Below are 25232 nucleotides of genomic sequence, written 5' to 3'. Positions count from 1 at the left end.
AGTGAACGTTTTCTTCGAGGAATCGGGCAGTTTCAAGGCGGGCAGCGTGCTGTCGCGCCAGGGCGACGCATTTCAGGTCGAGTTGCCCGGCGGGCGGCGTGCGAAGGTCCGTGCAAAGGACGTGCTGATCGAATTCGAGAAGCCGGCCGCGAGCGAGCTGATGCAAGAAGCCGATACGGCCGCGCAACAGATCGACCTGGACTTCCTGTGGGAATGCGCGCCGGCCGAGGAATTCGCATATACGGCGCTCGCCTCGGAATATTTCGGCGCGACCTACGGCCCGGTCGAGCGCGCGGCGCTGGTGCTGCGGCTGCACGGCTCGCCCGTCTACTTCCGACGCAAGGGGCGCGGCCAGTATCAGCGCGCGCCGGAAGAGCAGCTCAAGATGGCGCTCGCGTCGCTCGAGCGCAAGCGCCAGCAGGCGCTCGTCCAGGCGCAGTATGAAGAGGAACTGAAGGCCGGCAAGCTGCCGGAGGCATTCGCGGGCAAGGTGCTCGGGCTGCTGACGCGGCCGGACAAGAACGCGATCGAATACAAGGCGATGGAAGCGGCCGCCGGGGCGCGCGGCGTGTCGCCGGCGCGGCTGATGCTCGACTGCGGCGGCATCGCGTCGCCGCGCGCGCTGCACGAGGCGCGCTTCCTCGCGGAATTCTTCCCGCACGGCACGGGCTTTCCCGCCGTCACGGTCGGCCCGCTGCCGGACGACCTGCCGCGCGCGGACGTCGAGGCGTTCTCGATCGACGACATCACGACGACCGAAATCGACGACGCGTTCTCGGTCGAACACCTGTCCGACGGTCGTGTGCGGGTCGGCGTGCACATCGCGGCGCCGGCGCTCGGCATCGTGCGCGGCGACGCGGTCGACGCGATCGCGCGCGCGCGCCTGTCGACCGTCTACATGCCGGGCGACAAGATCACGATGCTGCCGGACGACGTCGTCGACGTGTTCACGCTGAAGGAAGGCGATTACCGCCCGGCGCTGTCGCTGTACATCATCGTCAACCGCGAGACGCAGGAGATCGTCGCGAACGAGACGCGTGCCGAACTCGTGTTCGTGAAGAACAACCTGCGCCACAACACGCTCGACGAGCTCGTCAACGAAGAGACGCTCGCGGCCGGCACCGGCGACTACCCGCACAAGGACGACATCGCCGTGCTGTGGCCGCTCGCGCAGGCGCTGTTCGAGAAGCGCCAGGTCGCGCGCGCGGGCTACGGCCTGAAGCGCGAAGTGCAGCGCAACACCGACTACAACTTCTACGTCGAAGGCGAGCACGTGACGATCACGCCGCGTCGCCGCGGGTCGCCGCTCGACCTGATCGTGTCGGAGCTCGCGATCCTCGCGAACTCGACGTGGGGCGCGTTCCTGCACGATCACACGGTGCCCGGCATCTATCGCTCGCAGCGCGGTTTCGGCGCGCCGGGCCCGAAGCGCACGCGGATGCAGACGACGGCCGCGCCGCACGAAGGCCTCGGCGTCGCGCAGTACGCGTGGAGCACGTCGCCGCTGCGCCGCTACGTCGACCTCGTGAACCAGTGGCAACTGCTCGCGTGCGTGCAGCACGGCGTCACCGCGAAGCTCGCCGCGCCGTTCAAGCCGAAGGACGCCGACCTGTACGCGGTCGTGCAGGGCTTCGACGACACCTATACCGCCTACGCCGATTACCAGCGCCGGATGGAGTACTTCTGGTGCCTGCGCTGGCTCGCGCAGGAGCAGAAGAAGCAGGTCGTCGCGAGCGTCGTGAAGGGCGACCTGGTGCGCCTCGAGGAAATTCCGCTGCTGCTGCACGTGCCGGGGCTCGGCGTGCATGCGCGCGGCACGCGCGTGCTGCTCGACGTGATGTCGCTCGACGAGCTGACGATCGAGGCGTCGGTGCGGCTGCTGAACGTGCTCGACGCGCCGACCGTGACGAGCGGCGACGCGGCTGACGACGAAGACGAGACCGAAGGCGGCGACGACACGCTGGTCGATGCGGAAGACGCGTCGGCGGAGGCCGAGGCCGAGGCACTGGCCGAAGCGGACGGCGCGGCGGTCGAAGGCGGCGAGGCTGCGAGCGGCAACGGCCAGGAAAGCGAAGAGAGCGAAGAGGGACGCGCATCATGAACGCAGCCGCGTCGACGAGCGGCGCCGACCGCTACGTGGTGTTCGGCAATCCGGTGGCGCACAGCAAGTCGCCGTTCATCCACGCGCAGTTCGCCGCGCAGACGGGCGAGGCGATCGTCTACGAGCACAGGCTCGCGCCGCTCGACGGTTTTGAGGCCGCCGTGCGCGCATTCATCGCCGAAGGCGGGCGCGGCGCGAACGTGACGGTGCCGTTCAAGCTCGACGCGCACGCGCTCGCCGACACGCTGTCGCCGCGCGCGGCGGCGGCGGGCGCGGTCAACACGCTGCGCATCGAAGCCGACGGCCGCATCTACGGCGACAACACGGACGGCGTCGGCCTCGTGCGCGACATCGAATCGAATCTCGGCGTGTCGCTCGCGGGCGCGCGCATCCTGCTGCTCGGCGCGGGCGGTGCGGCGCGTGGCGTCGTGTTGCCGATGCTCGAGCGCGCGCCGCTGTCGATCACGATCGTGAACCGCACCGCGAGCAAGGCCGAGGCGCTCGTCGGTCAGTTCACGCAGGCCGCGCACGATGCGGGCTGCGTGCTGTCGGGCGGCGGCCCGGACACCGTGCGTGCGGAACCGTACGACGTGATCGTCAACGCGACGGCCGGCAGCCTCGACGCGGCGCTGCCGGAGTGCGACGCGGCCGCGTTCGGCGCGGGCACGCTCGCGTACGACATGATGTACGGCGCGCAGCCGACCGTGTTCATGCAGCATGCGGCGTCGCTCGGCGCACGCACGGCCGACGGGCTCGGGATGCTGGTCGAGCAGGCGGCCGAATCGTTCTTCATCTGGCGCGGCGTGCGGCCGGACGGCGCACCGGTGCTGGCCGCGCTGCGCCAGGCGCTCGCGGCGGCCTGACCGGAGCGCGGCAGGTGGTGGCGGTAAGCGGTACGCAGCGCACGCGGACGATCAGCCCGACCCGCTGGATCGTCTATGCGGGTTCGGTGTTCGCGGGCGCGTGGCTCGCGACGCAGCTGTTCTATCTCGTGCAGATCGCGCTGTGGTCGTTCATCAATCCGGGTTCCACCGCGTTCATGCGGACCGACGCGTGGTGGCTGTCGCGCGACAATCCGCCCGCGCGGATCCAGCACCAGTGGGTGCCGTACGACCAGATCTCGCGCAACCTGAAGCGCGCGCTGATCGCGTCGGAGGATTCGACCTTCGCGACCAACAACGGCTACGACGTCGACGCGATCCTGCAGGCGTGGGAGAAGAACAAGGCGCGCGGCCGGATCGTCGCGGGCGGTTCGACGATCACGCAGCAACTCGCGCGCAATCTGTTCCTGTCGCGCGAGAAGAGCTACATCCGCAAGGGGCAGGAGCTGATCATCACGTGGATGCTCGAGACGGTGCTCGACAAGGAGCGAATCTTCGAGATCTACCTGAATTCCGTCGAATGGGGCCGCGGCGTGTACGGTGCCGAGGCCGCCGCCCGCTATTACTACAGGATTCCCGCGAGCCGGCTCGGCGCGTGGCAGTCGGCGCGCCTCGCGGTGATGCTGCCGAAGCCGCGCTGGTTCGACGCGCACCGCGGCTCGGCGTACCAGGCGCAGCGCGCGGCCGTGATCGCCCGCCGGATGGGCGCGGCCGAACTTCCGCAATCGCAGTGAGCGGCGCGCCCGCGCCGTCACATTGTCCGTTCCGTCGCCGGCGCGCCATTGGTGCGCTGCAGCGCATTCATGTCGCCCGCATTTCGGGACATATCCATTAGACGAATTCGTCTATTTCGCTTTACTGAGCAATGCCCGCCCGCGCGGGATTTTGTTTGCTGATATGGCACGAAATCCGCGCGGTTTTAGTGTTTCCGGGTAAACGCGAAAGCAGTTGAAAGGCTGCCGAAAAACAATGGTTCGGCAATCGAAGCATTCCTGAAAGGTGTGCACCGCACCGCGCGTCGCTCGAATATTTCCAAATTTTTCAAAGCCGACCCGCTCACGTATATTGGCCAGCGCCTCGGCTTATCGGCCGCAATCGAGGCGGGGGGCGGCTTACCCGGCTGCTCGACACAAAAAACATTCGAGAGAAGGAAAGCAACGATGCCAGCGAGCAAAGCGAAGCTGTTGTTGGGAGTTGTGTTCTCTTCGCTGATTCTGACGGCCTGCAACGACGACGTGACGTCGTCCTCGGCAGCAGGTACCGACAATTCAGCCGATCCCGCCGCTCAGGTGGACAAGCCGTACAACGATCCCAACAGTTATTCGTCGAGCGCGACCGCGTCGCTCGACGCGTCCGCCGCGGTCGAAAAGGCCGCCGTCACCCATCACCAGATCACGCTGAACGGCAAGACGATTCGCTACACGGCCACCGCCGGCCACCTCGTCGCGCGCAATCCGCAGACGGGCGCGCCCGAAGCATCGTTCTTCTACGTCGCGTACACCGCCGACAACCAGCCCGCGGCGAAACGGCCCGTCACGTTCCTGTACAACGGCGGCCCCGGCTCCGCATCGGTGTGGCTCCATCTCGGCTCGTTCGGTCCGAAGCGGATCCAGACGGGCGACCCGAACGCGAACGCGTCGACGTTCCCGTTCGTCGACAACGCGGAAAGCCTGCTCGATACGACCGACCTCGTGTTCGTCGATGCGATCGGCACCGGCTTCTCGGAGGCGATCGCGCCGAACACGAACCAGACGTTCTGGGGCGTCGACCAGGACGGCGGCGCGTTCCGCGACTTCGTGACGCGCTACATCGCCGTGAACCAGCGCGACACTTCGCCGAAATACCTGTTCGGCGAGTCGTACGGCACACCGCGCACCGACGTGCTCGCGAACCTGCTCGAGACGGCCGGCGTGAAGCTCGACGGCATCGTGCTGCAGTCGTCGATCCTGAACTACAACGCGAACTGCGACATGGCGAGCGACTATGTCGGCAACTCGAACAACGGGGCGAGCCCCGTGAGTTGCGCGGGCTTCGTGCCGTCCTACGGCACCGTCGGCGCGTACTACCAGTTCGACAACCCGAACCCGTCGAGCCTGCCGCAATATGCGGACCAGATGCGCCAGCTGACGGCCGGCAGTTACGTGCCCGCCGTGAACGCGTACCTCGCGAGCCACACGCCGCCCCCGCCGACGCTCGTCACGACGATGGTGAATTCGACCGGCGTGAAGCAGTCGCTGTGGAACGCGGACTTCAACGTCGTCCCGACCTTCTTCGACAACAGCTTCCAGGTGTCGCTGATCCCGGGCACGCTGATCGGCCGCTACGACGCGCGCGTGAACGTGCCGTCGTCGAGCCCGCTCGCGGCGGACGGCGACCCGTCGAGCACGTTCATCACGAAGCCGTTCACCGACACGATCGGCAGCTACCTGCCGAACGTGCTGAAGTACAGCGCGCAGTCGGCGTATTCGCTCAGCAGCAATGCGATCCAGACCTGGGACTGGACGCACGACGGCCTCGCGATGCCCGACACGATTCCCGATCTCGCGGCTGCGCTGACGCTGAATCCGTCGCTGAAGGTGCTGTCGCTGAACGGGTATCACGACATCGCGACGCCGTTCTACCAGACCGAGCTCGACCTCGCGCGGCTCGGCTCGCAACCGAACCTGACGATCAAGGACTATCAGGGTGGACACATGGTCTATCTCGACGATACGTCGCGTCCGCAGGAGAAAGCCGACCTCGTGACTTTCTACAACGCGGCCGCGCACTGATGCGATGTGCGGGCCTGGCGACGCGCGCCCGTGGCGGCGCCGTTCGCCGGCTGTCGACGACCTCATTCCAGACTGGAGCCTGACATGAAGAAACGTTTCATCGTCGTTGCCGCCGCGCTCGCGTGCGCCGGCGTTGCAGCATCCGCATCGGTGTCCGCGTTCGCGCAGGCGAGCGACGCCGCCACCCCGGCGCGCGCGCGCCAGGCGCAGCTCGGCGATCCGTACGTGCCGCCGGCCGCGCGCAAGCCGACCGCCGGCACGCAGACGACGGGCGCCGCGCTGCACGCGCAGGTGGTGCGCAAGCTCGCGCGGCAGTTCGGCGCGGCCGATACGCAGAACACCGGCTCGATCACCGAAGCGCAGGCGCGCGCGGCCGGCCTCGGCTATGTCGCGAATCACTTCCGGCAGATCGACGCGAGCGGTAGCGGTCGCGTGTCGTTCTCCGACGTGCAGCGCTACATGCAGGCGCGCAGCACGAACCAGCAGTAAGCGCGGCGCGCGTGACCAACACGGGGGCGGAACCCGCGACGTGTCGGGTTCCGCCCCCGTGCGCATGGCGCGGCCGTTTCGCGACGGCCGCCGCAGCACTTTGCCGGTTTATCTCATTATCTGGACAACGCATTCAAATATTGGAGGCGAATGCGTGCGCTCCTACAATCCGAAGCACATCGACAGCTTCGGACCCACGCACCGCGCGGCGCCCGACGCATACGGAGACACATTCCATGAAGTTCGCCGGGCGCTTTCCTCGGTGCATCGACCGCCGCGTTGCCGCGACGCCCGACCTCGTTCCGGCGTCGCGACAGCGGCTTCACCGATTCCGCTGAAGAAGCACGTTCCATGACCAAGATGCCCGATTCCCTTGCTCTCGAGGCCCGGCGCGCGACGCCGGACGATGCGCCGCTCACCGACACCATCGGCGCGACCAGCACGCCGCTCGACCTCGCCGCGCAGCAGGCCGGCACGCAGACGCTGTTGCGCGGCCTCGCGATCCTCGAAGCGATCGCGAACGGCGCGCGCGACATGCGTGCGATCGGCGCCGCGCTCGGCACGACGCGCAGCACGACGCACCGTCTCGTCAGCAGCCTCGTGCAGGCGCGCTACCTGCGCCAGGTGCAGGGCGGCTATCTGCTCGGACCGAAGCTGATCGAGCTCGGCACGATCGCGCTCGAGCAGATGCCGCTCACGGCGGTCGCGCGGCCGCACCTCGAGGCGCTCGCCGAAGCGACGCTCGACACGATCCACCTCGGCGTGCGCGACGGCGACGACGTGCTGTACATCGACAAGATCCCCGGCACGCGCGGCCTCGAGATGCGCTCGCGTGTCGGCCACCGGATGCCGCTCGCGTCGACCGGCATCGGCAAGGCGATGATGCTCGACCTCGATCCGGACCTGTGGCGCTCGTTGTTCGAAGCCGCGCGGCGCGCGCTGGCCGGCGTCAACTTCAAGCCGGACAACCGGCCCGAGACGAGCGCGTTCCTGCAGCGCATGGCGCATTACGCGGCCGGCGGCTACACGTTCGACCTCGAGGAAAACGAGGCGTCGATCCGCTGCGTGGCCGCGCCGATCCGCGACGCGTCGGGCGCGATCGTCGCGGCCGTATCGGTCGCGAGCACGATTCCGTACATGCCGCACGACCGGATGGACGAACTGATTCCGCTCGTGCAGCGCGAAGCGCGAGCGATTTCCGCGGAACTGGGCTGGAGCCCGCCGCAGGGTACCCGCAGGATCAAACGATGACCAATTCGACCCGGACCGCTCCGGACGCCTCCTGCGCCGCACCGTCGCTGATCGCGCTCGACTGGGGCACGACGTCGCTGCGCGCGTATCTGTTCGACGCGCACGGTGCGCTGCTCGACACGCGCAGCCGTGCCGCGGGCGTGATGCACGTGCCGGCCGGCGGCGCGCGTGCGTTCGACGTCGTGTTCGAGGAAGCGTGCGGCGACTGGCTCGACCGCGCGCCGGGCGTGCCGGTGCTGGCAGCGGGGATGGTCGGCAGCGCGCAGGGCTGGCGCGAGGCGCCGTACGTCCAGGTGCCGGCCGGCGCCGACGCGCTCGTCGCGGGGCTCGTCACGGTGACGACGTCGCGCGGCACGACGGTGTCGATCGTGCCGGGCGTGATCGCGACGGGCGACTTGCCCGACGTGATGCGCGGCGAAGAAACGCAGATATTCGGCGCACTCGCGAACGATCCCTTGCTTGATGCAGATCGTTCAGGCGTACTGATCGGCTTGCCGGGCACGCATGCGAAATGGGCATGGGTGAAGGACGGGCTCATCGAGCGCTTCCAGACTTTCATGACCGGCGAGCTGTTCGCGGCGCTGCGCGATCACACGATCCTCGGCCGCACGATGCGCGCGAGCGAATCGCCCGACCGCGTGGCATTCGCGCGCGGTGTCGCGGTGGCTCGCGGCGCGCAGCGCGCGGGGCTGCTCGCGACGATCTTCAGCACCCGCACGCTCGGCCTGACCGACCGGCTCGCGCCCGATGCGCAGGGCGATTACCTGTCCGGCCTGCTGATCGGCCATGAGCTGAACGCGCTCGACGCGATGCTCGCGGAACGCGGCGTCGCGCTCGCGAACCAGCCGCTGCTGCTGATCGGCGACGACGGATTGTGCGCGCGCTACGTCGACGCGTTGAGCGTGTTCGGCTGCACGCACGCGCGCGTCGTCGCGCAGGCTACGGAGCGCGGCTTGTGGTGGATCGCGTCGCGCGCCGGGCTCGTGCGCGCGGACGGCGAGCCCGTCTGCGCCGACCAGTGAACCGATTGAAGAGGAACCGTCGATGTCGTCCGACCTTACGCTGCCCGCACCGTACACGCCGCACGCCGCGCTGATGCGCGCGTTCGACGCGTGTCCGCTGATCGCGATCATGCGCGGCATCACGCCCGCCGAAGCGGCCGACCACGGCCTTGCGCTGCACGAAGCGGGCTTCCGGATCGTCGAGGTGCCGCTCAACTCGCCGGATCCGTTCGGCAGCATCGCCGCGCTGCGCCGCGCGCTGCCCGACGACATGATCGTCGGCGCCGGCACCGTGCTGCGCGCCGAGCATGTCGACCGCGTGCAGGACGCGGGCGGCACGCTGATCGTGATGCCGCACAGCGACGCGGCCGTGATCCGCCGTGCACGCGAGCGCGGGCTCGCGAGCGCACCGGGCGTCGCGACGCCGACCGAGGCGTTCGCCGCGCTCGCGAACGGCGCCGACGTGCTGAAGATGTTCCCGGCCGAGCAGCTCGGCGTGGCCGTCGTGAAGGCGTGGCGCGCGGTGATCGACCGCGCGGTGCCGCTGATTCCGGTCGGCGGAATTTCCCCGGACAACATGCAGCCGTTTCTCGCGGCCGGCGCCAACGGCTTCGGGCTCGGTTCGGCGCTGTACCGGCCCGGCCAGTCGGCGAACGAGACCGCGGCGAACGCGCGCGCGTTCCAGGCCGGCCTGCGCGCGGCGCGCGGCGGAGCCGCATGATGGGACGTCTCGCGGGCAAGGTCGCGATGGTGACGGGCGCGGGCCGCGGGATCGGCGCCGCGATCGCGCGGGCGTTCGCGCGCGAGGGTGCGGCCGTCGCGCTCGTCGACCTCGACTTCCCGCAAGCGCAGCGCACGGCCGCGGCGATCGCCGACGACATCGACGGCGCGCGCGTGCTGCCGCTGCTTGCGGACGTCACGCGGCAGGATTCGGTGCGCGACGCGCTCGCGCAGACCGAGGCCGCATTCGGCCCGCTCGACGTGCTGGTGAACAACGCCGGCATCAACGTGTTCGCCGATCCGCTGACGATGACGGACGAAGACTGGCGCCGCTGCTTCGCGGTCGACCTCGACGGCGTGTGGCACGGCTGCCGTGCGGCGCTGCCGGGGATGGTCGAGCGCGGTCGCGGCAGCATCGTGAACATCGCGTCGACGCATGCGTTCCGGATCATCCCGGGCTGCTTTCCGTACCCGGTCGCGAAGCACGGCGTGCTGGGCCTCACGCGTGCGCTGGGCATCGAATACGCGGCGCGCAACGTGCGCGTGAACGCGATCGCGCCCGGCTACATCGAGACGCAGCTCACGCGCGACTGGTGGGATGCGCAGGCCGACCCGGCCGCGGCGCGCGCCGAGACGCTCGCGCTGCAGCCGATGAAGCGGATCGGCAAACCGGAGGAAGTCGCGATGACGGCCGTGTTCCTCGCCTCCGACGAGGCGCCGTTCATCAATGCCGCGTGCATCACCGTCGACGGCGGGCGCGCGGCGCTGTACCACGACTGACGCAACGATTCGACAGACCGCACGTGCGACGGCCGCGCGCACGCTGCGTCGAAACCAACAAGCGGCTGCATTCCGTTCGATGAAGACAAGGAGACACTGGAGATGAAACGCAGAACCTTCGTAACGCTGGCCGCGGTGGCGGCAGTGGTGATCGGCAGCCCGGTCGCGCATGCGGCCGACCCGGTCAAGATCGGCTTCCTGGTGAAGCAGCCGGAAGAGCCGTGGTTCCAGGACGAGTGGAAGTTCGCCGAGATCGCGGCGAAGAACAAGGGCTTCACGCTCGTGAAGATCGGCGCGCCGTCGGGCGAGAAGGTGATGAGCGCGATCGACAACCTGTCCGCGCAGAAGGCGCAGGGCTTCATCATCTGCACGCCCGACGTGAAGCTCGGGCCGGGCATCGTCGCGAAGGCGAAGTCGCACAACCTGAAGATGATGACGGTCGACGACCGCCTCGTCGACGGCGCGGGCAAGCCGATCGATGCGGTGCCGCACATGGGGATCTCCGCGTACAACATCGGCAAGCAGGTCGGCGACGGCATCGCGGCCGAGATCAAGAAGCGCGGCTGGGACATGAAGGACGTCGGCGCGATCGACATCACCTACGAGCAGCTGCCGACCGCGCACGACCGCACGAGCGGCGCGACCGACGCGCTGGTGGCGGCCGGCTTCCCGAAGGCGAACGTGATCGCGGCGCCGCAGGCGAAGACCGACACCGAGAACGCGTTCAACGCGGCGAACATCGCGCTCACCAAGAATCCGCAGTTCAAGCACTGGGTCGCGTACGGCCTGAACGACGAGGCCGTGCTCGGCGCGGTGCGCGCGGCGGAAGGACGCGGCTTCAAGGCGGACAACATGATCGGCATCGGCATCGGCGGTTCCGATTCGGCGCTGAACGAGTTCAAGAAGCCGCAGCCGACGGGCTTCTACGGCACCGTGATCATCAGCCCGAAGCGCCACGGCGAGGAAACCTCGGACCTGATGTACGCGTGGATCACGCAGGGCAAGGCACCGCCGGCGCTGACGCTGACGACGGGCATGCTCGCGACGCGCGACAACGTGTCGAAGGTGCGCGAGGAGATGGGGCTCGCATCGAAGTAAGCGGCCCGCCGGCTGCCGCGGCGATGCGGCGGCCGGCGATCGATGGAACTGGAAGCAGGGAGACGACGTGTCAGCGGCACTGCGTTTTGACAATATCGGCAAGGTATTTCCCGGCGTGCGCGCACTCGACGGCATCTCGTTCGACGTGCACGCGGGCGAGGTGCATGGCCTGATGGGCGAGAACGGCGCGGGCAAGTCGACGCTGCTGAAGATTCTCGGCGGCGAATACCAGCCCGATGCGGGCAGCGTGCTGGTCGACGGCCAGCCCGTGCATTTTTCGAGTGCGGCCGCGTCGATCGCGGCCGGCATTGCGGTGATTCACCAGGAGCTGCAGTACGTGCCCGACCTGACGGTCGCGGAGAACCTGCTGCTCGGCCGCCTGCCGAATGCGCTCGGCTGGGTGAGGAAGGGCGAGGCGAAGCGCCATGTGCGCGAGCGGCTTGCCGCGATGGGCGTCGATCTCGATCCCGACGCGAAACTCGGGCGGCTGTCGATCGCGCAGCGGCAGATGGTCGAGATCTGCAAGGCGCTGATGCGCAACGCGCGCGTGATCGCGCTCGACGAACCGACGAGCTCGCTGTCGCATCGCGAGACCGAGGTGCTGTTCAAGCTCGTCGACGACCTGCGCGCGCAGGGCCGCGCGCTGATCTACATCTCGCACCGGATGGACGAGATCTACCGGCTGTGCGATGCGTGCACGATCTTTCGCGACGGGCGCAAGATCGCGTCGCACGAATCGCTCGCCGACGTGCCGCGCGAGCGGCTGGTCGCCGAGATGGTCGGACGCGAGATCGCGGACATTTATCACTACGCGCCGCGTGCGCTCGGCGACGTGCGGTTTTCGGCCGAAGGCGTCGACGGCCCCGCGTTGCGCGAACCCGCGAGCTTCTCGGTGCGCGCGGGCGAGATCGTCGGCTTCTTCGGGCTGGTCGGCGCGGGGCGCAGCGAACTGATGCGGCTCGTGTATGGCGCGGACCGTCGGCGCGCGGGCGCGCTGACGCTCGACGGCAAGCGCATCGACGTGAAGCGCACCGGCGACGCGATCCGTCACGGCATCGTGCTGTGCCCGGAAGACCGCAAGGAGGAAGGGATCATCGCGATGGCGTCGGTCGCGGAGAACATCAACATCAGCTGCCGCCGCCATTCGCTGCGCGCGGGCCTGTTCATCGACCGCAAGACCGAAAGCGAAACGGCCGACCGCTTCATCCAGCGGCTGAAGATCAAGACGCCGAACCGGCGGCAGAAGATCCGCTTCCTGTCCGGCGGCAACCAGCAGAAGGCGATCCTGTCGCGCTGGCTCGCGGAGCCCGACCTCAAGGTCGTGATCCTCGACGAGCCGACGCGCGGCATCGACGTCGGCGCGAAGCACGAGATCTACGACGTGATCTACCGGCTCGCGGAGCGCGGCTGCGCGATCGTGATGGTGTCGTCGGAACTGCCGGAAGTGCTCGGCGTGTCCGACCGCATCGTCGTGATGCGCGAAGGCCGCATCGCGGGCGAGCTGCCGCGCGAGCAGGCGAACGAGCATGCGGTGCTGAGCCTCGCGCTGCCGCAGACGAGCGTCGTCGAGGCGGCTGACGCAGCGTGAGGTCGCCACGGGCGGCGCACGACATTCGAATCGATCAAGCGCGGCGCGGGCCGCGCGATGCAGGAGCAGGAGATACAACCATGCAAGTCAGGGAAAACCTCGCCAGCGCAGCCGTGAAGCCGTCGGCCGACGCGCTGGTCCCCCAGCAGAGCGACCGCCAGAAGTGGTGGCAGCACCTCACCGAATACAGCCTGATCGCGATCTTCGCGGTGATGTTCTTGACGATGTCGCTGACGGTCGATCACTTCTTCTCGATCGACAACATGCTCGGCCTCGCGCTGTCGATCTCGCAGATCGGGATGGTCGCGTGCACGATGATGTTCTGTCTGGCCTCGCGCGACTTCGACCTGTCGATCGGCTCGACCGTCGCGTTCTCGGGCGTGCTGTGCGCGATGGTGCTGAATGCGACCGACAACACGTTCGTCGCGATCGTCGCGGCGGTCGCGGCCGGGGCGGCGATCGGCTTCGTGAACGGCGCGGTGATCGCGTACCTGCGCATCAACGCGCTGATCACGACGCTCGCGACGATGGAAATCGTGCGCGGGCTCGGCTTCATCGTGTCGAAGGGGCAGGCGGTCGGCGTGTCGTCGGATACGTTCATCGCGCTCGGCGGGCTGTCGCTCTTCGGCGTCTCGCTGCCGATCTGGGTCACGCTCATGTGCTTCATCGTGTTCGGCGTGCTGCTGAACCAGACCGTGTACGGCCGCAACACGCTCGCGATCGGCGGCAATCCCGAGGCGTCGCGCCTCGCGGGGATCAACGTCGAACGCACGCGCGTGTACATCTTCCTGATCCAGGGCGCGGTGACGGCGCTCGCCGGCGTGATCCTCGCATCGCGCATCACGTCGGGCCAGCCGAACGCGGCGCAGGGCTTCGAGCTGAACGTGATCTCCGCGTGCGTGCTCGGCGGCGTGTCGCTGATGGGCGGCCGCGCGACGATCTCGGGCGTCGTGATCGGCGTGCTGATCATGGGCACCGTCGAGAACGTGATGAACCTGTTGAACATCGACGCGTTCTACCAGTATCTGGTGCGCGGCGCGATCCTGCTCGCGGCCGTGCTGCTCGACCAGCTGAAGAACCGCGGCGTTCGCGACTGACCGATTCCACGGAGACGATTCGCATGACCAACGAAACTTCCGCGCAGGATCCGCGCGCCGCGAGCGACGCGCGCTATGCGCGCTACCCGAGCCTGGAGGATCGCGCGGTGCTGATCACGGGCGGCGCGACCGGAATCGGCGCGGCGTTCGTCGAGCACTTTGCGCGGCAGGGCGCGCGCGTGGCGTTCGTCGATCTCGACGCGCACGCGGGCCAGGCGCTTGCGGAAAACCTCGCGCAGGCGCCGGACGTGCGCCACGCGCCGCTGTTCATCCCGTGCGATCTGACCGACATCGACGCGCTGCGCCATGCGATCGACGCGATCCGCGCGCGCATCGGCGCGATCGCGGTGCTCGTGAACAACGCGGCGAACGACACGCGCCACGCGATCGGCGACGTGACGCCCGAATCGTTCGACGCGGGCATCGCGGTGAACCTGCGCCATCAGTTCTTCGCCGCGCAGGCGGTGATCGACGACATGAAGCAGCGCGGCGGCGGCGCGATTGTCAATCTCGGTTCGATCAGCTGGATGCTGAAGAACGGCGGCTACCCCGTCTACGTGATGGCGAAGGCGGCCGTGCAGGGCCTCACGCGCGGGCTCGCGCGCGATCTCGGCCCGTTCGGGATCCGCGTGAATTCGCTGGTGCCCGGCTGGGTGATGACCGACAAGCAGCGCAGGCTGTGGCTCGACGATGCGGGCCGCGCGGCGATCAAGGCCGGCCAGTGCATCGACGCCGAGCTGCTGCCGGACGATCTCGCGCGCATGGCGCTGTTTCTCGCGGCCGACGACAGCCGGATGATCACCGCGCAGGACGTGGTGGTCGACGGCGGCTGGGCCTGATTGCCGACGTTCGTGTTCGCGCGGCACCGCGCGACGACCCGTATCGCTTCATCGACGAAGGAAAGGAGCTCACCATGACCGCCACGTCCTCGCGCGCATCGTCGTCGTCCACGAGCCAGTCGCGCCGCGCGCGCCTGGCTGCCGCCGCGCAGCCGGTCAGCGCCGGCCCGCAGACCGCCGCGTTCGCGCAGGGCGTCGGCGCCGCGCATGCGGCGGCCGTCACGCTGTCGAACGCGTCGCTGCGGCTCGACGTGCTGCCGCACCTGGGCGGCGGCATCGCGCGCTTCGACTGGCGCGGCGACCACGGCGCGCTGGTGCCGGTGTTCCGGCGGTGCGAGCACCCGGAAACGGCGACGGATCCGAACGCGCTCGCGTGCTATCCGCTGCTGCCGTACTCGAACCGGATCGGCAACGGCCGCTTCGAATGCGACGGACGCAGCGTCGCGGTGCCGCGCAACCGCCGCGACGAGCCGCTGCCGATTCACGGCGACGGCTGGCTCGCACCGTGGCAGGTGGACGACGCGACCGACACGACGCTGCAGCTGTCGCTCGATCGCGCGAGCGGCGCGCCGTACGCGTTTCGCGCGATCCAGTCGTTCGCGCTCGACGACACGACGCTGTCGATCGCGCTGACGATCGAAAACGCGGGGCGTGCACGGCTGCCGTTCGGGCTCGGCCTGCATCCGTTCCTCGTGCGCGACGACGCGACCGAGCTGGCCGCGGCCGCGGGCGGCCTGTGGCTGTCGGGCACGGATTTTCTGCCGGTGCGGCACGTGAGCGTGCCGCCGGCCTGGCAGTTCGGCGTCGCGTATCCGTTGCCGGCGACGCTCGTCAATCATGCGTTCACCGGCTGGGGCGGCCACGCGACGGTAAGCTGGCCGCGCCGCGGGCTGTTGCTGACGATCGCGGCCGACGCCGATGCGTACGTGCTCTATACGCCGCCCGGCGAGCATTTCTTCTGCTTCGAGCCGGTCGATCATCCGATCAATGCGGTGAACCTGCCGGGCGGCGCGGCCGCGCACGGGATGACGCTGCTCGCGCCGGGCGAGCGGCTCACGCGGCGTTTCGCGTTCACCGTCGAACGGTCCGATGCGCGCATCGACGCCGCCGCGCGCGAAGGACGCCGGCGACGCGGGTAAAATACGCGGTCTACCAACGGTTTGCCGCGAGTATCCGCCATGTCTTCCCCGCTTACTTTCATCGAATCGCTGCGCGCCGCGTGGCAGCGCACGAATTCGCTGCTGTGCGTCGGCCTCGATCCCGAGCCGTCGCGCTTTCCCGTGCAGTTCGACGGCCAGCCCGACGCGATCTTCGAATTCTGCCGGCAGATCGTCGACGCGACCGCGCAGTATGCGAGCGCGTTCAAACCGCAGATCGCGTACTTTGCCGCGCATCGTGCGGAAGATCAGCTCGAGCGCCTGATCGCGCACATCCACCTCCAGCATCCGGGCCTGCCCGTGATCCTCGACGCGAAGCGCGGCGACATCGGCAGCACGGCCGAGCAGTACGCGCGCGAGGCGTTCGAGCGCTATCGCGCGGACGCGGTCACCGTGAACCCGTACATGGGCTACGACTCGGTGGAGCCGTACTTCGAGCATGAAGGCAAGGGCGTGATCGTGCTGTGCCGCACGTCGAACCCGGGCGGGTCGGACCTGCAGTTTCTCGACACCAACGGCCGGCCGCTGTACCAGGTCGTGGCCGACCTCGCGGCGAACAAGTGGAATGCGAAGAACGGCCAGCTCGGCCTGGTGGTCGGCGCGACGTTCCCGAAGGAAATCGAGATCGTGCGCGGGATCGTCGGCGACATGCCGCTCCTGATCCCCGGCATCGGCGCGCAGGGCGGCGACGTGCAGGCGACCGTCAACGCGGGCCGCACCGCCGACGGCACCGGGATGATGATCAACTCGTCGCGCGCGATCCTGTACGCGAGCAAGGGCGAGGATTTCGCCGAAGCCGCCGCGCTCGCCGCGCAGAAGACGCGCGATACGATCAACGCGTATCGCTGAAATATCGCCGAAACACGGGCCGCCTGCGCGGGCGGAGGCCGCCCCTGCCGCTGCGCCGGCAAATCAGCGTTCGCGTTCGTCGAGCAGCTTCAGCAGTCCGCGCAGCGCATGCGTGGCCGCCTGCGTGCGGATCTGCTCGCGGTCGCCCTTGAACACGAGGGTCTCGACGTCGGTATGCAGCCGGTTGCTCCACGCGAACGACACGGTGCCGACTGGCTTCTTCTCGCTGCCGCCCGCCGGGCCGGCGATGCCGGTGACGGACAGCGCGACCTGCGCGCGGCTGTTGCGCAGCGCGCCTTCGGCCATCGCGCGCGCGACCGGCTCGCTGACGGCGCCGTGTTTCTCGATCAGGTCGGACGGCACGCCGATCATGTCGATCTTCGCCTGGTTCGAGTAGGTGACGAAGCCGCGCTCGAACCACTGGCTGCTGCCGGAGATGTCGGTGATCGCGGCGGCGATCATGCCGCCCGTGCAGGATTCGGCGGTGGCGAGCGACAGGTGCTCGTCACGCAGCTTGTTGCCTGCGCGGATCGCAAGCTGATGGACGACGGAATCGGTTGGCATGCGCGTCGGGAAACGGGAGTCGGGAAATCGGTCAGCCGACGACGGAGCGCCAGAACGCGATCACGAGCAGCGTCATGAACGCGGCGATCAGGTCGTCGACCATGATGCCGAGCCCGCCTTTCACGCGACGGTCGAAATAGCGGATCGGCGGCGGCTTGAGCATGTCGAAGAAGCGGAACACGACGAACGCCCACAACTGGCCGATGAAGGTCGCGGGCGTGACGAACAGCATCACGAGCCAGATCGCGACGATCTCGTCCCAGACGACGGCGCCCGGATCGGACGTGCCCATCTTCCGCGCGGTGAAACCGGTGATACACGTGCCCGCCGCGAAACCGACCGCGATCAGCGCCCACCATTCGGGCACCGTCAGGTAGCGGTTGAACACCACGAACGTGAGCCAGCCGAACAGCGAGCCGAACGTGCCGGGCATGAACGGCGCGAGCCCGCTGCCGAAGCCGAGCGACACGATGTGCGCCGGGTGCGACAGCATGAAGCGCGCGGTGGCGCGCTGCGGCACGTGTCGGGCGGCGCCGGGCGCGGCCGCGGATTGCGCGGTCGGATCAGTCTGCATGGAAGTGGTCGAAACCGTGCAACGTGAGAGTCAGGGGGGCGCCGGCGGCGTCGCGCCACGCGATCGCGGGCTGCTCCGACGGCGAGGACAACGCGTGTATTGTACCGACTCGCGTCACCCGAACGCCGGCGCTCGCGCCCGCTGCCTCGATCGCCGCGCGGGCCGCGGCCGGCGCGGTGAAGCATAGTTCGTAATCGTCGCCGCCGGCGAGCGTGCAGCGTCGCTGCACGTCGGGCGGCAGCGTCGCGAGCGCGGCCGAGCGTGGCACCGCGTCCGCGTCGATCTCGGCGCGCACGTTCGAGCGGGTCAGGATGTGCTGCAAGTCGCCGGCGAGGCCGTCCGAGATGTCCAGCGCCGCATGCGCGACGCCGGCGAGCGCAAGCCCGAGCGCGATGCGCGGCTCGGGACGCTCGAGCGCCTGCCGGAACGCGGCGGCTTCGTTCGCGCCGGCGGTCCATTCGCCGCGCGCGAGCCCGAGCCCCGCGCGGGCGTCGCCGAGCGTGCCGGACACCCAGACGTCGTCGCCGTCGCGCGCGGCGTCGCGCCGCAGCGCCGCGTCCGGCGAGACTTCGCCGAACACGGTCACGCACAGGTTCAGCGGCCCGCTCGTCGTGTCGCCGCCGATCAGTTCGCAGCCGAACCGCTCGGCGAGCGCGAAGAGCCCGTTGCTGAACGCCTCGAGCCAAGCCGCGTCGGCCCGCGGCAGCGCGCACGCGAGCGTGAACGCGCGCGGCTCGGCGCCCATCGCCGCGAGATCCGACAGGTTGACCGCGAGCGTCTTGTGGCCGAGCGCGTCGGGCGCGACATCGGGGAAGAAATGGCGGCCTTCGACCAGCATGTCCGTCGAAATGGCCAGCAATTTGCCGGATCGAGGCGCGATCAGCGCGCAATCGTCGCCGATGCCGAGCGTCGACGCACGCGCCCCCCGGGCCGCGCGGCGCGCGAAGAAGCGATCGATCAGCGAAAACTCGGACAAGGCGGCTGGCACGGCGGACGAACCCGGAAGCGGTGAAGGGAACGGCATTGTACGCAGCGAACGGCGCCGTTCCTGCACCGTTCAGTACATTTTTGTCGCGGCTGTTGCACCCGAATCGCCGGTCTGGCGGCCTTCGATTGGCGCTACAATGCCGTCGAACAGTTATTCTAATCCGCACGTCAAGAGACACATGTCGACCCAAGCCTCCTCCAAAGCCAAGCTCCGCGAAGCCGCTCTCGACTATCACGAATTCCCGACCCCGGGGAAAATCGCGATCGCCCCGACCAAGCAGATGATCAACCAGCGCGACCTCGCGCTCGCGTATTCGCCGGGCGTCGCGTACGCGTGCGAGGAGATCGTCGAGAACCCGCTGAACGCCGCGCGCTTCACGGCGCGCAGCAACCTGGTCGGCGTCGTCACGAACGGCACGGCGGTGCTCGGGCTCGGCAACATCGGCCCGCTCGCGTCGAAGCCGGTGATGGAAGGCAAGGCCGTACTGTTCAAGAAGTTTGCCGGCATCGACGTGTTCGACATCGAGCTGAACGAGTCGGACCCGCACAAGCTGGTCGACGTGATCGCCGCGCTGGAGCCGACCTTCGGCGGGATCAACCTGGAAGACATCAAGGCGCCGGACTGCTTCATCGTCGAGCGCGAAGCGCGCAAGCGGATGAAGATTCCGGTGTTCCACGACGACCAGCACGGCACCGCGATCGTCGTGGCCGCGGCCGTCACGAACGGCCTGAAGGTCGTCGGCAAGGACATCAAGAAGGTGAAGCTCGTCGCGTCCGGCGCGGGTGCGGCCGCGCTCGCGTGCCTGGACCTGCTGGTCGACATCGGCCTGCCGCTCGAGAACATCACGGTGACCGACCTGGCCGGCGTGGTCTACAAGGGCCGCACCGAGCTGATGGATCCGGACAAGGAGCGTTTCGCCCGCGAAACCGAAGCCCGCACGCTGGCCGAGGTGATCGACGGCGCGGACATCTTCCTCGGCCTGTCGGCCGCCGGCGTGCTGAAGCCGGAGATGGTGAAGGGCATGGCCGAGCGCCCGCTGATCCTCGCGCTCGCGAACCCGACGCCGGAAATCCTGCCGGAAGCGGCGCTCGAAGTGCGCCCCGACGCGATTCTCGCGACCGGCCGCACCGACTATCCGAACCAGGTCAACAACGTCCTGTGCTTCCCGTTCATCTTCCGCGGCGCGCTCGACGTCGGCGCGACGACGATCACGCGTGAAATGGAGATCGCGGCCGTCAACGCGATCGCCGAACTGGCGCAGCACGAGCAGAGCGACATCGTCGCGACCGCATACGGGATCCAGGACCTGTCGTTCGGGCCCGAATACCTGATTCCGAAGCCGTTCGATCCGCGCCTGATCGTCAAGATCGCGCCGGCCGTCGCGCAGGCCGCGATGGACGGCGGCGTCGCGACGCGCCCGATCGAGGACATGGAGGCGTACCGCGTTCACCTCCAGCAGTTCGTGTACCACAGCGGCACGACGATGAAGCCGATCTTCCAGCTCGCGCGCAGCGCGCCGGCGGAGAAGAAGCGCGTCGTGTTCGCGGAGGGCGAGGAAGAGCGCGTGCTGCGCGCCGTTCAGATCATCGTCGACGAGAAGCTCGCCAAGCCGATCCTGATCGGCCGTCCGTCGGTGATCGAACACCGTATCCAGCGCTACGGCCTGCGTCTCACGCCGGGCACCGACTTCACGGTCGTCAACACCGAGCACGACGAGCGCTACCGCGATTTCTGGCAAACGTACTACAAGATGATGGCGCGCAAGGGCATCAGCGAGCAGCTGGCCCGTGTGGAGATGCGCCGCCGCACGACGCTGATCGGCTCGATGCTGGTGAAGAAGGGCGAAGCGGACGGGATGATCTGCGGCACGATCAGCACCACGCACCGCCACCTGCACTTCATCGACCAGGTGATCGGCAAGCGCCCGGGCTGCAGCGTGTATGCGGCGATGAACGGCCTCGTGCTGCCGGGCCGCCAGATCTTCCTGGTCGACACGCATGTGAACGTCGATCCGACCCCGGAGCAACTTGCCGAGATCACGATCATGGCCGCGGAAGAAGTGCGCCGGTTCGGTATCGAGCCGAAGGTCGCGCTGCTGTCGCACTCGAATTTCGGCACGAGCAACGCGCCTTCGGCGCAGAAGATGCGCGATACGCTCGCGATCCTGCAGGAGCGTGCGCCGGAATTGAAGGTCGACGGCGAAATGCACGGCGACGTCGCGCTCGACGCCGCGCTGCGCAAGGAAATCCTGCCGGAATCGACGCTGGAAGGCGACGCGAACCTGCTGATCCTCCCGAACATCGATGCCGCGAACATCGCGTACAACCTGCTGAAGACGGCGGCCGGCAACAACATCGCGATCGGGCCGATCCTGCTCGGCGCGGCCCAGCCGGTGCACGTGCTGACCGAATCGGCGACCGTTCGCCGCATCGTCAACATGGCGGCGCTGCTGGTCGCCGATGTGAACGCCGCCCGCTGAGCCGGAAAGAATCGCGCGGCAACGGTCGAACCGGTGCCGCGCGGCGGGCGAAATTGTAAACAAAAGCAAAAAGAGGCGTGCCCGCAATGGGCACGCCGTCGGGCAGGGCGCAAACGCGCTTCCCATAAGCAGCAGCAACATCCCTCCACTCCAGGTAGCGAGCGTGGCAAGGAGGCAAAGTCTTGCCATACGAGAGATGCCGCCAATATTCTATCTCATGTAAGATAAATGTAGCCTTATTTCGGTAAAAAATGCGCGATTCCGGGCGGGGCCAGCCTTTCGATTCCCAAACGAACATTGATTCGCGCGGACAATAGCGCTACGCTAACGCCTTTGGTTGGTCGTCAACTACTTGATTTAACAGCGGGAACCCTGGTTCATGGCACGCAAGTGGCTCCGCAACGGCGCGCTCGCGTCCGTCTTCGCGATGTTCGCGATGGGTATCGTCGGTACACCGACGGGCAGTCTGGTTTCCGCAGCTTACGCACGGCAGGCCGCGTCGGCCGACTTGGCCGTCGGCGGGGTCGATACGATCCCGACCGCCCGTCTGCCACGCGAGGCCGTGACCACGCTTGGCCTGATCGGCGCCGGTGGCCCCTATCCGTACGAGAAAGACGGCGTCGTCTTCGGCAACCGCGAGCGGATCCTGCCGAAGGCGAAGCGCGGCTACTACCACGAGTACACGGTGCCGACGCCGCGCGCACGCAATCGCGGCGCGCGCCGGATCGTCTGCGGCGGGCCATTGCGCCGGATCGACAACTGTTATTACACGGACGACCACTACAACAGTTTTAAACGTATTGTTGAATGACTTCGGGATGAACGGAATGAGCGACTCCATCTACGCGCACGATACGGCGGCGGCGGAACTGTTCGCGGCCGGCGACGGCAATCTGTTTCAGCGCGTGATGCAACTCCACGCGGCGGCACAGGCCGGCGGCGCGCCGGAGCAACAGGAAGCCGAGCCCGGGCTTTCATCGAACGAGGAGCCTATGAGCCTTTTCACGACCGTGCGACCCAATCTCGTGCAGTCGATCCGCGCGTTCCGCGTGCAGGATCTCGCCGACGAAGCCAACCGGCTCGGCCAGCATTTCCTGTACGCGCATTGCGGCGCCGCGCAGTCGAAGCAGGAAGTGATGGAGACGATCGCGACGTCGTTCCTGTTTCCGAAACATTTCGGGAAGAACTACGATGCGCTGTACGACTGCCTGACCGACCTGGTCGCAAAGGCCGGCGCGCAGCCTGGTTTCGTGATCGTCCTCGAAGGGCTGCCGATCGCGCAGAAATTCGACAAGGAAGGGCGCGAAACGCTGCTCGACGTGTTCCGCGAAGCCGCCGAATTCTGGGCCGAGCGCAAGGTCGCGTTCCGCGTGTTCTATTCGTTCGCGTAAAGCGCGAACCCGTCGGCCGCCCGAACGCGGCCGATCCGGCAAAAGGCCCGCCTCGCGCGGGCTTTTTTGCGTCCGCGCGACGCATTCGCGTGGCGACCCCGAGAGCCGGCGCGCCGCGTGTCGCGACGCGTCGGGTTCGTCACCAGCCGCCCCAGCGCGCGGCCAGCGCCGCGAGCACAGCCGCGCCGGCCGTCTCCGTGCGCAGCACGCGCGGGCCGAGCGACAACGCGGTGAACCCGCGTGCGCGTGCCGCGTTTTCCTCGTCCGGCGACAGCCCGCCTTCAGGGCCGATCAGCAGCGTGACGGCCGCCGTAGGCGGCGCGTCGGGCAGCGACGCGAACGGAATGCTCGCGCGCGGCGACAGCAGCAGCCGCAGCTCGCCGTCGGCCGGCGTGGCCGACAGCCCATCGAGCCAGGCGCCGAAGCCGCGTACCGGCGCGACGTCGGGCACGCGGTTGCGCCCGCATTGTTCGCACGACGCGCGCACGACGCCGCGCCAGTGCGCGACGCGCTTGTCCGCGCGCTCGCCGGACAGCTTCACGACGCCGCGCGCGGTCGACAGCGGCACGACCGCCGCGACGCCGAGCTCGACGGCCTTCTCGATCACCCAATCCATCTTGTCGCCGCCGGCGATGCCTTGCGCGAGCGTCACGCGATAAGGCGGCTCGGCCTCGGCCGGGTCGAACGCCTCGATCTGCGCGAGCGCGCTGCGCTTGTCGATCTCGACGAGCCGCGCGCGGTACTGGCCGCCGCTGCCGTCGAACAGCGCCAGCGCGTCGCCGGGCTGCAGCCGCAGCACTTGCGCGTGACGCGCGACGTCGGCCGGCAACGCGAGCGTCGCGTCGGTGCGCAGCGCCGCCTCGACGAAAAAGCGCGGCACGGCCGCGGTGGTGGTGGCTTCACTCATGCGTATCGCAGCTCCGTTCATGCGCTCAGACGGCGCGCGAGCGCCCAGCGGTAGCCGTCGAGATCCTCGATCTGCGCGAAGCGGTCGCCCCAGAACTGGTCTTGCGGCGCGGTCAGCGATTTTGCGCCCGCGTCGAGCGCGCGCTGCCAGGTCGCGTCGACGTCGTCGACATACAAATAGAACGATTGCGGGGCGGTTGCGCCCGCACTCTTCGGCGTGAGCGCGGTGGAGCCGAATGCACCTTCGGGCGCGAACATCACGATCAGTTGCCCGCGGTAGGTCATCTCGACGTGCATGATCGCGCCGTCCTCGTCGAGGACGTCGCGCAGCTCGAAGCCGAATGCGGCCTGGAAGAACTCGATGGCCGCATGCGCATTGCGCACGGCCAGGTAAGGCGTCAACCAAGGCACGTTGGCCGGACGTGGATCGGTCATGAAATCTCCTGTCGAACGGTGTTGGCGCTTGAGCGGTTGCTCCGGTCCCATGCTTGGCAGTCCAACGGATATTGGCGCGCGAGTGCCCGGTGCGGTCCCGCGGACATGCCGGCGGGCCGCGTGCATCGTTCCGGGCGTGGGCGTCGCGGGTCGGGCGCGGGAGAACGCGCGACCAACCCGCAGAACGATGCGTCCGCCCGGGACGCTCAGCGACGAACGCCCAGTGTATCGCGCAGCGCGCGCGGCAGGGCAAAGAGGGCCGCATGTAGCCGCGCATCGTAGTAGCGCAGGCCCTGCACGCGGCGCGCGGAGAGACGCTCGTCGATGTCGTGCGCGAACAGCGCGGCGGCATCGAGCGTGTCGCTCGCGATCGCCATCAGCCATTGGGATCCGTACAGCGGCACGTGCGCGGACAACGGATCGACGAACGCGAAGCTCGCGCGCAGGTCGGCGAGCAGCGCGGCAATGCGCGCCGCGTGGAACACCGGCGAGCCGAGATGCAGCGAGATCGCGCCGCACGGCGTGAGGATCCGCTTGAGTCGCGCGTAGAACTCGCGCGTATAGAGGCCGGCCGCCGGCGAATCGGGCGGCGTGAGGTCGAACACGACGAGATCGAAATGCTCGACGGTCGACGTGACGAAATGCGCGGCGTCGCCGATCACGACCTCGACGCGCGGGTCGTCGAGCGCGCCCTGGTGCACGTCGTCGAGATAGCGGCGCGCCATGCCGACCACTTCATCGTCGAGTTCGGCGACGACGATCCGCTCGATGCACGCGTGCTTGAGCAGCTGGCGCGCCGCGCCGCCGTCGCCGCCGCCGAGCACGAGCGCCTTGCGCGGGCACGGATGCGTGAGCGCGGCCGGGTGCGTCATGCACTCGTGGTACACGTATTCGTCGCCGACCGACGTCATCGGCCGTCCGTCCAGCGTGAACAGTCGGCCGAGCTGCGGGGTTTCCCAGACTTCGATGTGCTGGTGCGGCGACGCGACGTGCGCGAGCCGGCGTGCGTTCGGGAAGCCGTACGCGGCGTCGGGCGTGGGATGGAAGAGAAGGGTCGTGTTCACGGGCGGGCCGCTCGGGGCGGGCAGTTCCGACGCCTGAATTATAGGAGGCGTGCGGTTCCGCGGAAAAGCGTGCCGGAACACCGCGCGCCGACAAGGGAAATGTCAGCCCATCTGTTAAAATGTCGAGCTTTGCAGCCCCGTCCGTAGGCTCCGTCCGCTTCGCGTCCGTCAGGCGCCGCACCGCGCGCCGGGAACGATTGACGCTCGAG

24 protein-coding genes are annotated in these 25232 nt (G+C 68.4%); 18 read left to right on the top strand and 6 right to left on the bottom strand.

Annotated features, from left to right (window positions below; translation table 11 throughout):
- The first annotated feature begins 1 nt into the window (after window position 1).
- The 15 genes from WS45_RS15985 to pyrF all read left to right on the top strand — a co-directional run bounded on the left by WS45_RS15985 (window position 2) and on the right by pyrF (window position 16622).
- Window positions 2–2101 (top strand): RNB domain-containing ribonuclease, encoded by a 2100-nt coding sequence (locus WS45_RS15985; protein WP_059535235.1) that lies wholly within the window; start codon window positions 2–4, stop codon window positions 2099–2101.
- Window positions 2098–2964: a shikimate dehydrogenase gene (gene aroE / locus WS45_RS15980; RefSeq protein ID WP_059689097.1), complete on the top strand. Its 867-nt coding sequence runs from the start codon at window positions 2098–2100 to the stop codon at window positions 2962–2964. Before WS45_RS15985 ends, aroE begins: the two co-directional genes overlap by 4 nt.
- 14 nt (window positions 2965–2978) lie before the next feature.
- Window positions 2979–3716 (top strand): monofunctional biosynthetic peptidoglycan transglycosylase, encoded by a 738-nt coding sequence (mtgA, locus tag WS45_RS15975; RefSeq protein WP_059681846.1) that lies wholly within the window; start codon window positions 2979–2981, stop codon window positions 3714–3716.
- A 426-nt stretch (window positions 3717–4142) separates the two neighbouring features.
- Window positions 4143–5753 (top strand): S10 family peptidase, encoded by a 1611-nt coding sequence (locus WS45_RS15970; protein ID WP_059700720.1) that lies wholly within the window; start codon window positions 4143–4145, stop codon window positions 5751–5753.
- Between the two features lie 84 nt (window positions 5754–5837).
- Complete coding sequence (locus WS45_RS15965) at window positions 5838–6242, top strand: hypothetical protein (RefSeq protein WP_059535242.1); 405 nt, start codon at window positions 5838–5840, stop codon at window positions 6240–6242.
- Between the two features lie 351 nt (window positions 6243–6593).
- Window positions 6594–7493, top strand: a complete 900-nt coding sequence (locus tag WS45_RS15960) for an IclR family transcriptional regulator (RefSeq protein ID WP_059700719.1) — start codon at window positions 6594–6596, stop codon at window positions 7491–7493.
- On the top strand, window positions 7490–8515 hold the full coding sequence (locus tag WS45_RS15955; protein ID WP_059700718.1) for a 2-dehydro-3-deoxygalactonokinase: 1026 nt from the start codon (window positions 7490–7492) through the stop codon (window positions 8513–8515). The genes WS45_RS15960 and WS45_RS15955 overlap by 4 nt, the downstream gene beginning before the upstream one ends.
- 22 nt (window positions 8516–8537) lie before the next feature.
- Window positions 8538–9215 (top strand): 2-dehydro-3-deoxy-6-phosphogalactonate aldolase, encoded by a 678-nt coding sequence (locus tag WS45_RS15950; protein WP_059700717.1) that lies wholly within the window; start codon window positions 8538–8540, stop codon window positions 9213–9215.
- A complete protein-coding gene (locus tag WS45_RS15945) occupies window positions 9215–9994 on the top strand; it encodes an SDR family oxidoreductase (protein ID WP_059700746.1) in 780 nt (259 codons plus the stop codon). The genes WS45_RS15950 and WS45_RS15945 overlap by 1 nt, the downstream gene beginning before the upstream one ends.
- Window positions 9995–10096: 102 nt before the next feature.
- A complete protein-coding gene (locus tag WS45_RS15940; protein ID WP_059700716.1) occupies window positions 10097–11092 on the top strand; it encodes an arabinose ABC transporter substrate-binding protein in 996 nt (331 codons plus the stop codon).
- Between the two features lie 67 nt (window positions 11093–11159).
- On the top strand, window positions 11160–12680 hold the full coding sequence (gene araG / locus WS45_RS15935) for an L-arabinose ABC transporter ATP-binding protein AraG (protein WP_059535249.1): 1521 nt from the start codon (window positions 11160–11162) through the stop codon (window positions 12678–12680).
- Window positions 12681–12760: 80 nt separating this feature from the next.
- Entirely contained in the window at window positions 12761–13777 is a 1017-nt protein-coding gene (gene araH / locus WS45_RS15930; RefSeq protein ID WP_059510986.1) for an L-arabinose ABC transporter permease AraH, read from the top strand.
- Window positions 13778–13800: 23 nt separating this feature from the next.
- Window positions 13801–14616, top strand: a complete 816-nt coding sequence (locus WS45_RS15925; protein WP_059700715.1) for an SDR family NAD(P)-dependent oxidoreductase — start codon at window positions 13801–13803, stop codon at window positions 14614–14616.
- A 74-nt stretch (window positions 14617–14690) separates the two neighbouring features.
- Window positions 14691–15755, top strand: coding sequence for an aldose 1-epimerase (locus WS45_RS15920; RefSeq protein WP_059700714.1), 1065 nt, complete (start codon window positions 14691–14693; stop codon window positions 15753–15755).
- A gap of 39 nt (window positions 15756–15794) precedes the next feature.
- On the top strand, window positions 15795–16622 hold the full coding sequence (gene pyrF / locus WS45_RS15915) for an orotidine-5'-phosphate decarboxylase (protein ID WP_059535255.1): 828 nt from the start codon (window positions 15795–15797) through the stop codon (window positions 16620–16622).
- Between the two features lie 63 nt (window positions 16623–16685).
- Here pyrF and WS45_RS15910 read toward each other — a convergent pair whose 3' ends face one another.
- From WS45_RS15910 to thiL, 3 genes are read right to left on the bottom strand one after another with little or no spacing between them, the layout of a single operon-like run.
- Window positions 16686–17186: a CinA family protein gene (locus WS45_RS15910; RefSeq protein ID WP_059700713.1), complete on the bottom strand. Its 501-nt coding sequence runs from the start codon at window positions 17184–17186 to the stop codon at window positions 16686–16688.
- Between the two features lie 31 nt (window positions 17187–17217).
- Window positions 17218–17760 (bottom strand): phosphatidylglycerophosphatase A family protein, encoded by a 543-nt coding sequence (locus WS45_RS15905; protein WP_059700712.1) that lies wholly within the window; start codon window positions 17758–17760, stop codon window positions 17218–17220.
- On the bottom strand, window positions 17750–18784 hold the full coding sequence (thiL, locus tag WS45_RS15900) for a thiamine-phosphate kinase (protein WP_156437185.1): 1035 nt from the start codon (window positions 18782–18784) through the stop codon (window positions 17750–17752). The genes WS45_RS15905 and thiL overlap by 11 nt, the downstream gene beginning before the upstream one ends.
- Before the next feature lie 100 nt (window positions 18785–18884).
- Here thiL and WS45_RS15895 point away from each other — a divergent pair, with 100 nt between their 5' ends.
- From WS45_RS15895 to WS45_RS15885, 3 genes are all read left to right on the top strand, one after another.
- Window positions 18885–21227: an NADP-dependent malic enzyme gene (locus tag WS45_RS15895; RefSeq protein WP_269467394.1), complete on the top strand. Its 2343-nt coding sequence runs from the start codon at window positions 18885–18887 to the stop codon at window positions 21225–21227.
- A 379-nt stretch (window positions 21228–21606) separates the two neighbouring features.
- Window positions 21607–22038, top strand: a complete 432-nt coding sequence (locus WS45_RS15890) for a ribonuclease (RefSeq protein WP_014898117.1) — start codon at window positions 21607–21609, stop codon at window positions 22036–22038.
- Window positions 22039–22054: 16 nt separating this feature from the next.
- Window positions 22055–22618: a barstar family protein gene (locus WS45_RS15885; RefSeq protein WP_059700745.1), complete on the top strand. Its 564-nt coding sequence runs from the start codon at window positions 22055–22057 to the stop codon at window positions 22616–22618.
- A 139-nt stretch (window positions 22619–22757) separates the two neighbouring features.
- On the opposite strand, the gene WS45_RS15880 is transcribed toward WS45_RS15885, so the two are convergent.
- The 3 genes from WS45_RS15880 to speE all read right to left on the bottom strand — a co-directional run bounded on the left by WS45_RS15880 (window position 22758) and on the right by speE (window position 25023).
- Entirely contained in the window at window positions 22758–23525 is a 768-nt protein-coding gene (locus WS45_RS15880) for a 16S rRNA (uracil(1498)-N(3))-methyltransferase (protein WP_059700711.1), read from the bottom strand.
- A gap of 17 nt (window positions 23526–23542) precedes the next feature.
- Complete coding sequence (locus WS45_RS15875; RefSeq protein WP_059535265.1) at window positions 23543–23959, bottom strand: VOC family protein; 417 nt, start codon at window positions 23957–23959, stop codon at window positions 23543–23545.
- A 206-nt stretch (window positions 23960–24165) separates the two neighbouring features.
- Window positions 24166–25023: a polyamine aminopropyltransferase gene (gene speE / locus WS45_RS15870; RefSeq protein WP_059535267.1), complete on the bottom strand. Its 858-nt coding sequence runs from the start codon at window positions 25021–25023 to the stop codon at window positions 24166–24168.
- Window positions 25024–25232 lie beyond the last annotated feature (209 nt).

It is taken from the genome of Burkholderia sp. RF2-non_BP3, from assembly GCF_001522185.1.
In the GTDB taxonomy this organism is placed as follows: Bacteria; Pseudomonadota; Gammaproteobacteria; order Burkholderiales; family Burkholderiaceae; genus Burkholderia; species Burkholderia diffusa.
Note: the sequence above shows the minus strand (reverse complement) of the source record. Positions and strands in the feature narration are given on the sequence as shown.

What these genes read in the sequence shown, in the direction of transcription:
- WS45_RS15970 (WP_059700720.1), top strand. Translation starts at nt 4,143, where the DNA reads ATGCCAGCGAGCAAAGCGAAGCTGTTGTTGGGAGTTGTGTTCTCTTCG.
- WS45_RS15925 (WP_059700715.1), top strand. Translation starts at nt 13,801, where the DNA reads ATGACCAACGAAACTTCCGCGCAGGATCCGCGCGCCGCGAGCGACGCG.
- WS45_RS15885 (WP_059700745.1), top strand. Translation starts at nt 22,055, where the DNA reads ATGAGCGACTCCATCTACGCGCACGATACGGCGGCGGCGGAACTGTTC.
- WS45_RS15960 (WP_059700719.1), top strand. Translation starts at nt 6,594, where the DNA reads ATGACCAAGATGCCCGATTCCCTTGCTCTCGAGGCCCGGCGCGCGACG.
- WS45_RS15955 (WP_059700718.1), top strand. Translation starts at nt 7,490, where the DNA reads ATGACCAATTCGACCCGGACCGCTCCGGACGCCTCCTGCGCCGCACCG.
- WS45_RS15940 (WP_059700716.1), top strand. Translation starts at nt 10,097, where the DNA reads ATGAAACGCAGAACCTTCGTAACGCTGGCCGCGGTGGCGGCAGTGGTG.
- WS45_RS15890 (WP_014898117.1), top strand. Translation starts at nt 21,607, where the DNA reads ATGGCACGCAAGTGGCTCCGCAACGGCGCGCTCGCGTCCGTCTTCGCG.
- WS45_RS15950 (WP_059700717.1), top strand. Translation starts at nt 8,538, where the DNA reads ATGTCGTCCGACCTTACGCTGCCCGCACCGTACACGCCGCACGCCGCG.
- WS45_RS15880 (WP_059700711.1), bottom strand. Translation starts at nt 23,525, where the DNA reads ATGAGTGAAGCCACCACCACCGCGGCCGTGCCGCGCTTTTTCGTCGAG.
- pyrF (WP_059535255.1), top strand. Translation starts at nt 15,795, where the DNA reads ATGTCTTCCCCGCTTACTTTCATCGAATCGCTGCGCGCCGCGTGGCAG.
- WS45_RS15920 (WP_059700714.1), top strand. Translation starts at nt 14,691, where the DNA reads ATGACCGCCACGTCCTCGCGCGCATCGTCGTCGTCCACGAGCCAGTCG.
- WS45_RS15875 (WP_059535265.1), bottom strand. Translation starts at nt 23,959, where the DNA reads ATGACCGATCCACGTCCGGCCAACGTGCCTTGGTTGACGCCTTACCTG.
- WS45_RS15965 (WP_059535242.1), top strand. Translation starts at nt 5,838, where the DNA reads ATGAAGAAACGTTTCATCGTCGTTGCCGCCGCGCTCGCGTGCGCCGGC.
- WS45_RS15895 (WP_269467394.1), top strand. Translation starts at nt 18,885, where the DNA reads ATGCCGTCGAACAGTTATTCTAATCCGCACGTCAAGAGACACATGTCG.
- WS45_RS15945 (WP_059700746.1), top strand. Translation starts at nt 9,215, where the DNA reads ATGGGACGTCTCGCGGGCAAGGTCGCGATGGTGACGGGCGCGGGCCGC.
- thiL (WP_156437185.1), bottom strand. Translation starts at nt 18,784, where the DNA reads ATGCCGTTCCCTTCACCGCTTCCGGGTTCGTCCGCCGTGCCAGCCGCC.
- araH (WP_059510986.1), top strand. Translation starts at nt 12,761, where the DNA reads ATGCAAGTCAGGGAAAACCTCGCCAGCGCAGCCGTGAAGCCGTCGGCC.
- WS45_RS15905 (WP_059700712.1), bottom strand. Translation starts at nt 17,760, where the DNA reads ATGCAGACTGATCCGACCGCGCAATCCGCGGCCGCGCCCGGCGCCGCC.
- WS45_RS15910 (WP_059700713.1), bottom strand. Translation starts at nt 17,186, where the DNA reads ATGCCAACCGATTCCGTCGTCCATCAGCTTGCGATCCGCGCAGGCAAC.
- aroE (WP_059689097.1), top strand. Translation starts at nt 2,098, where the DNA reads ATGAACGCAGCCGCGTCGACGAGCGGCGCCGACCGCTACGTGGTGTTC.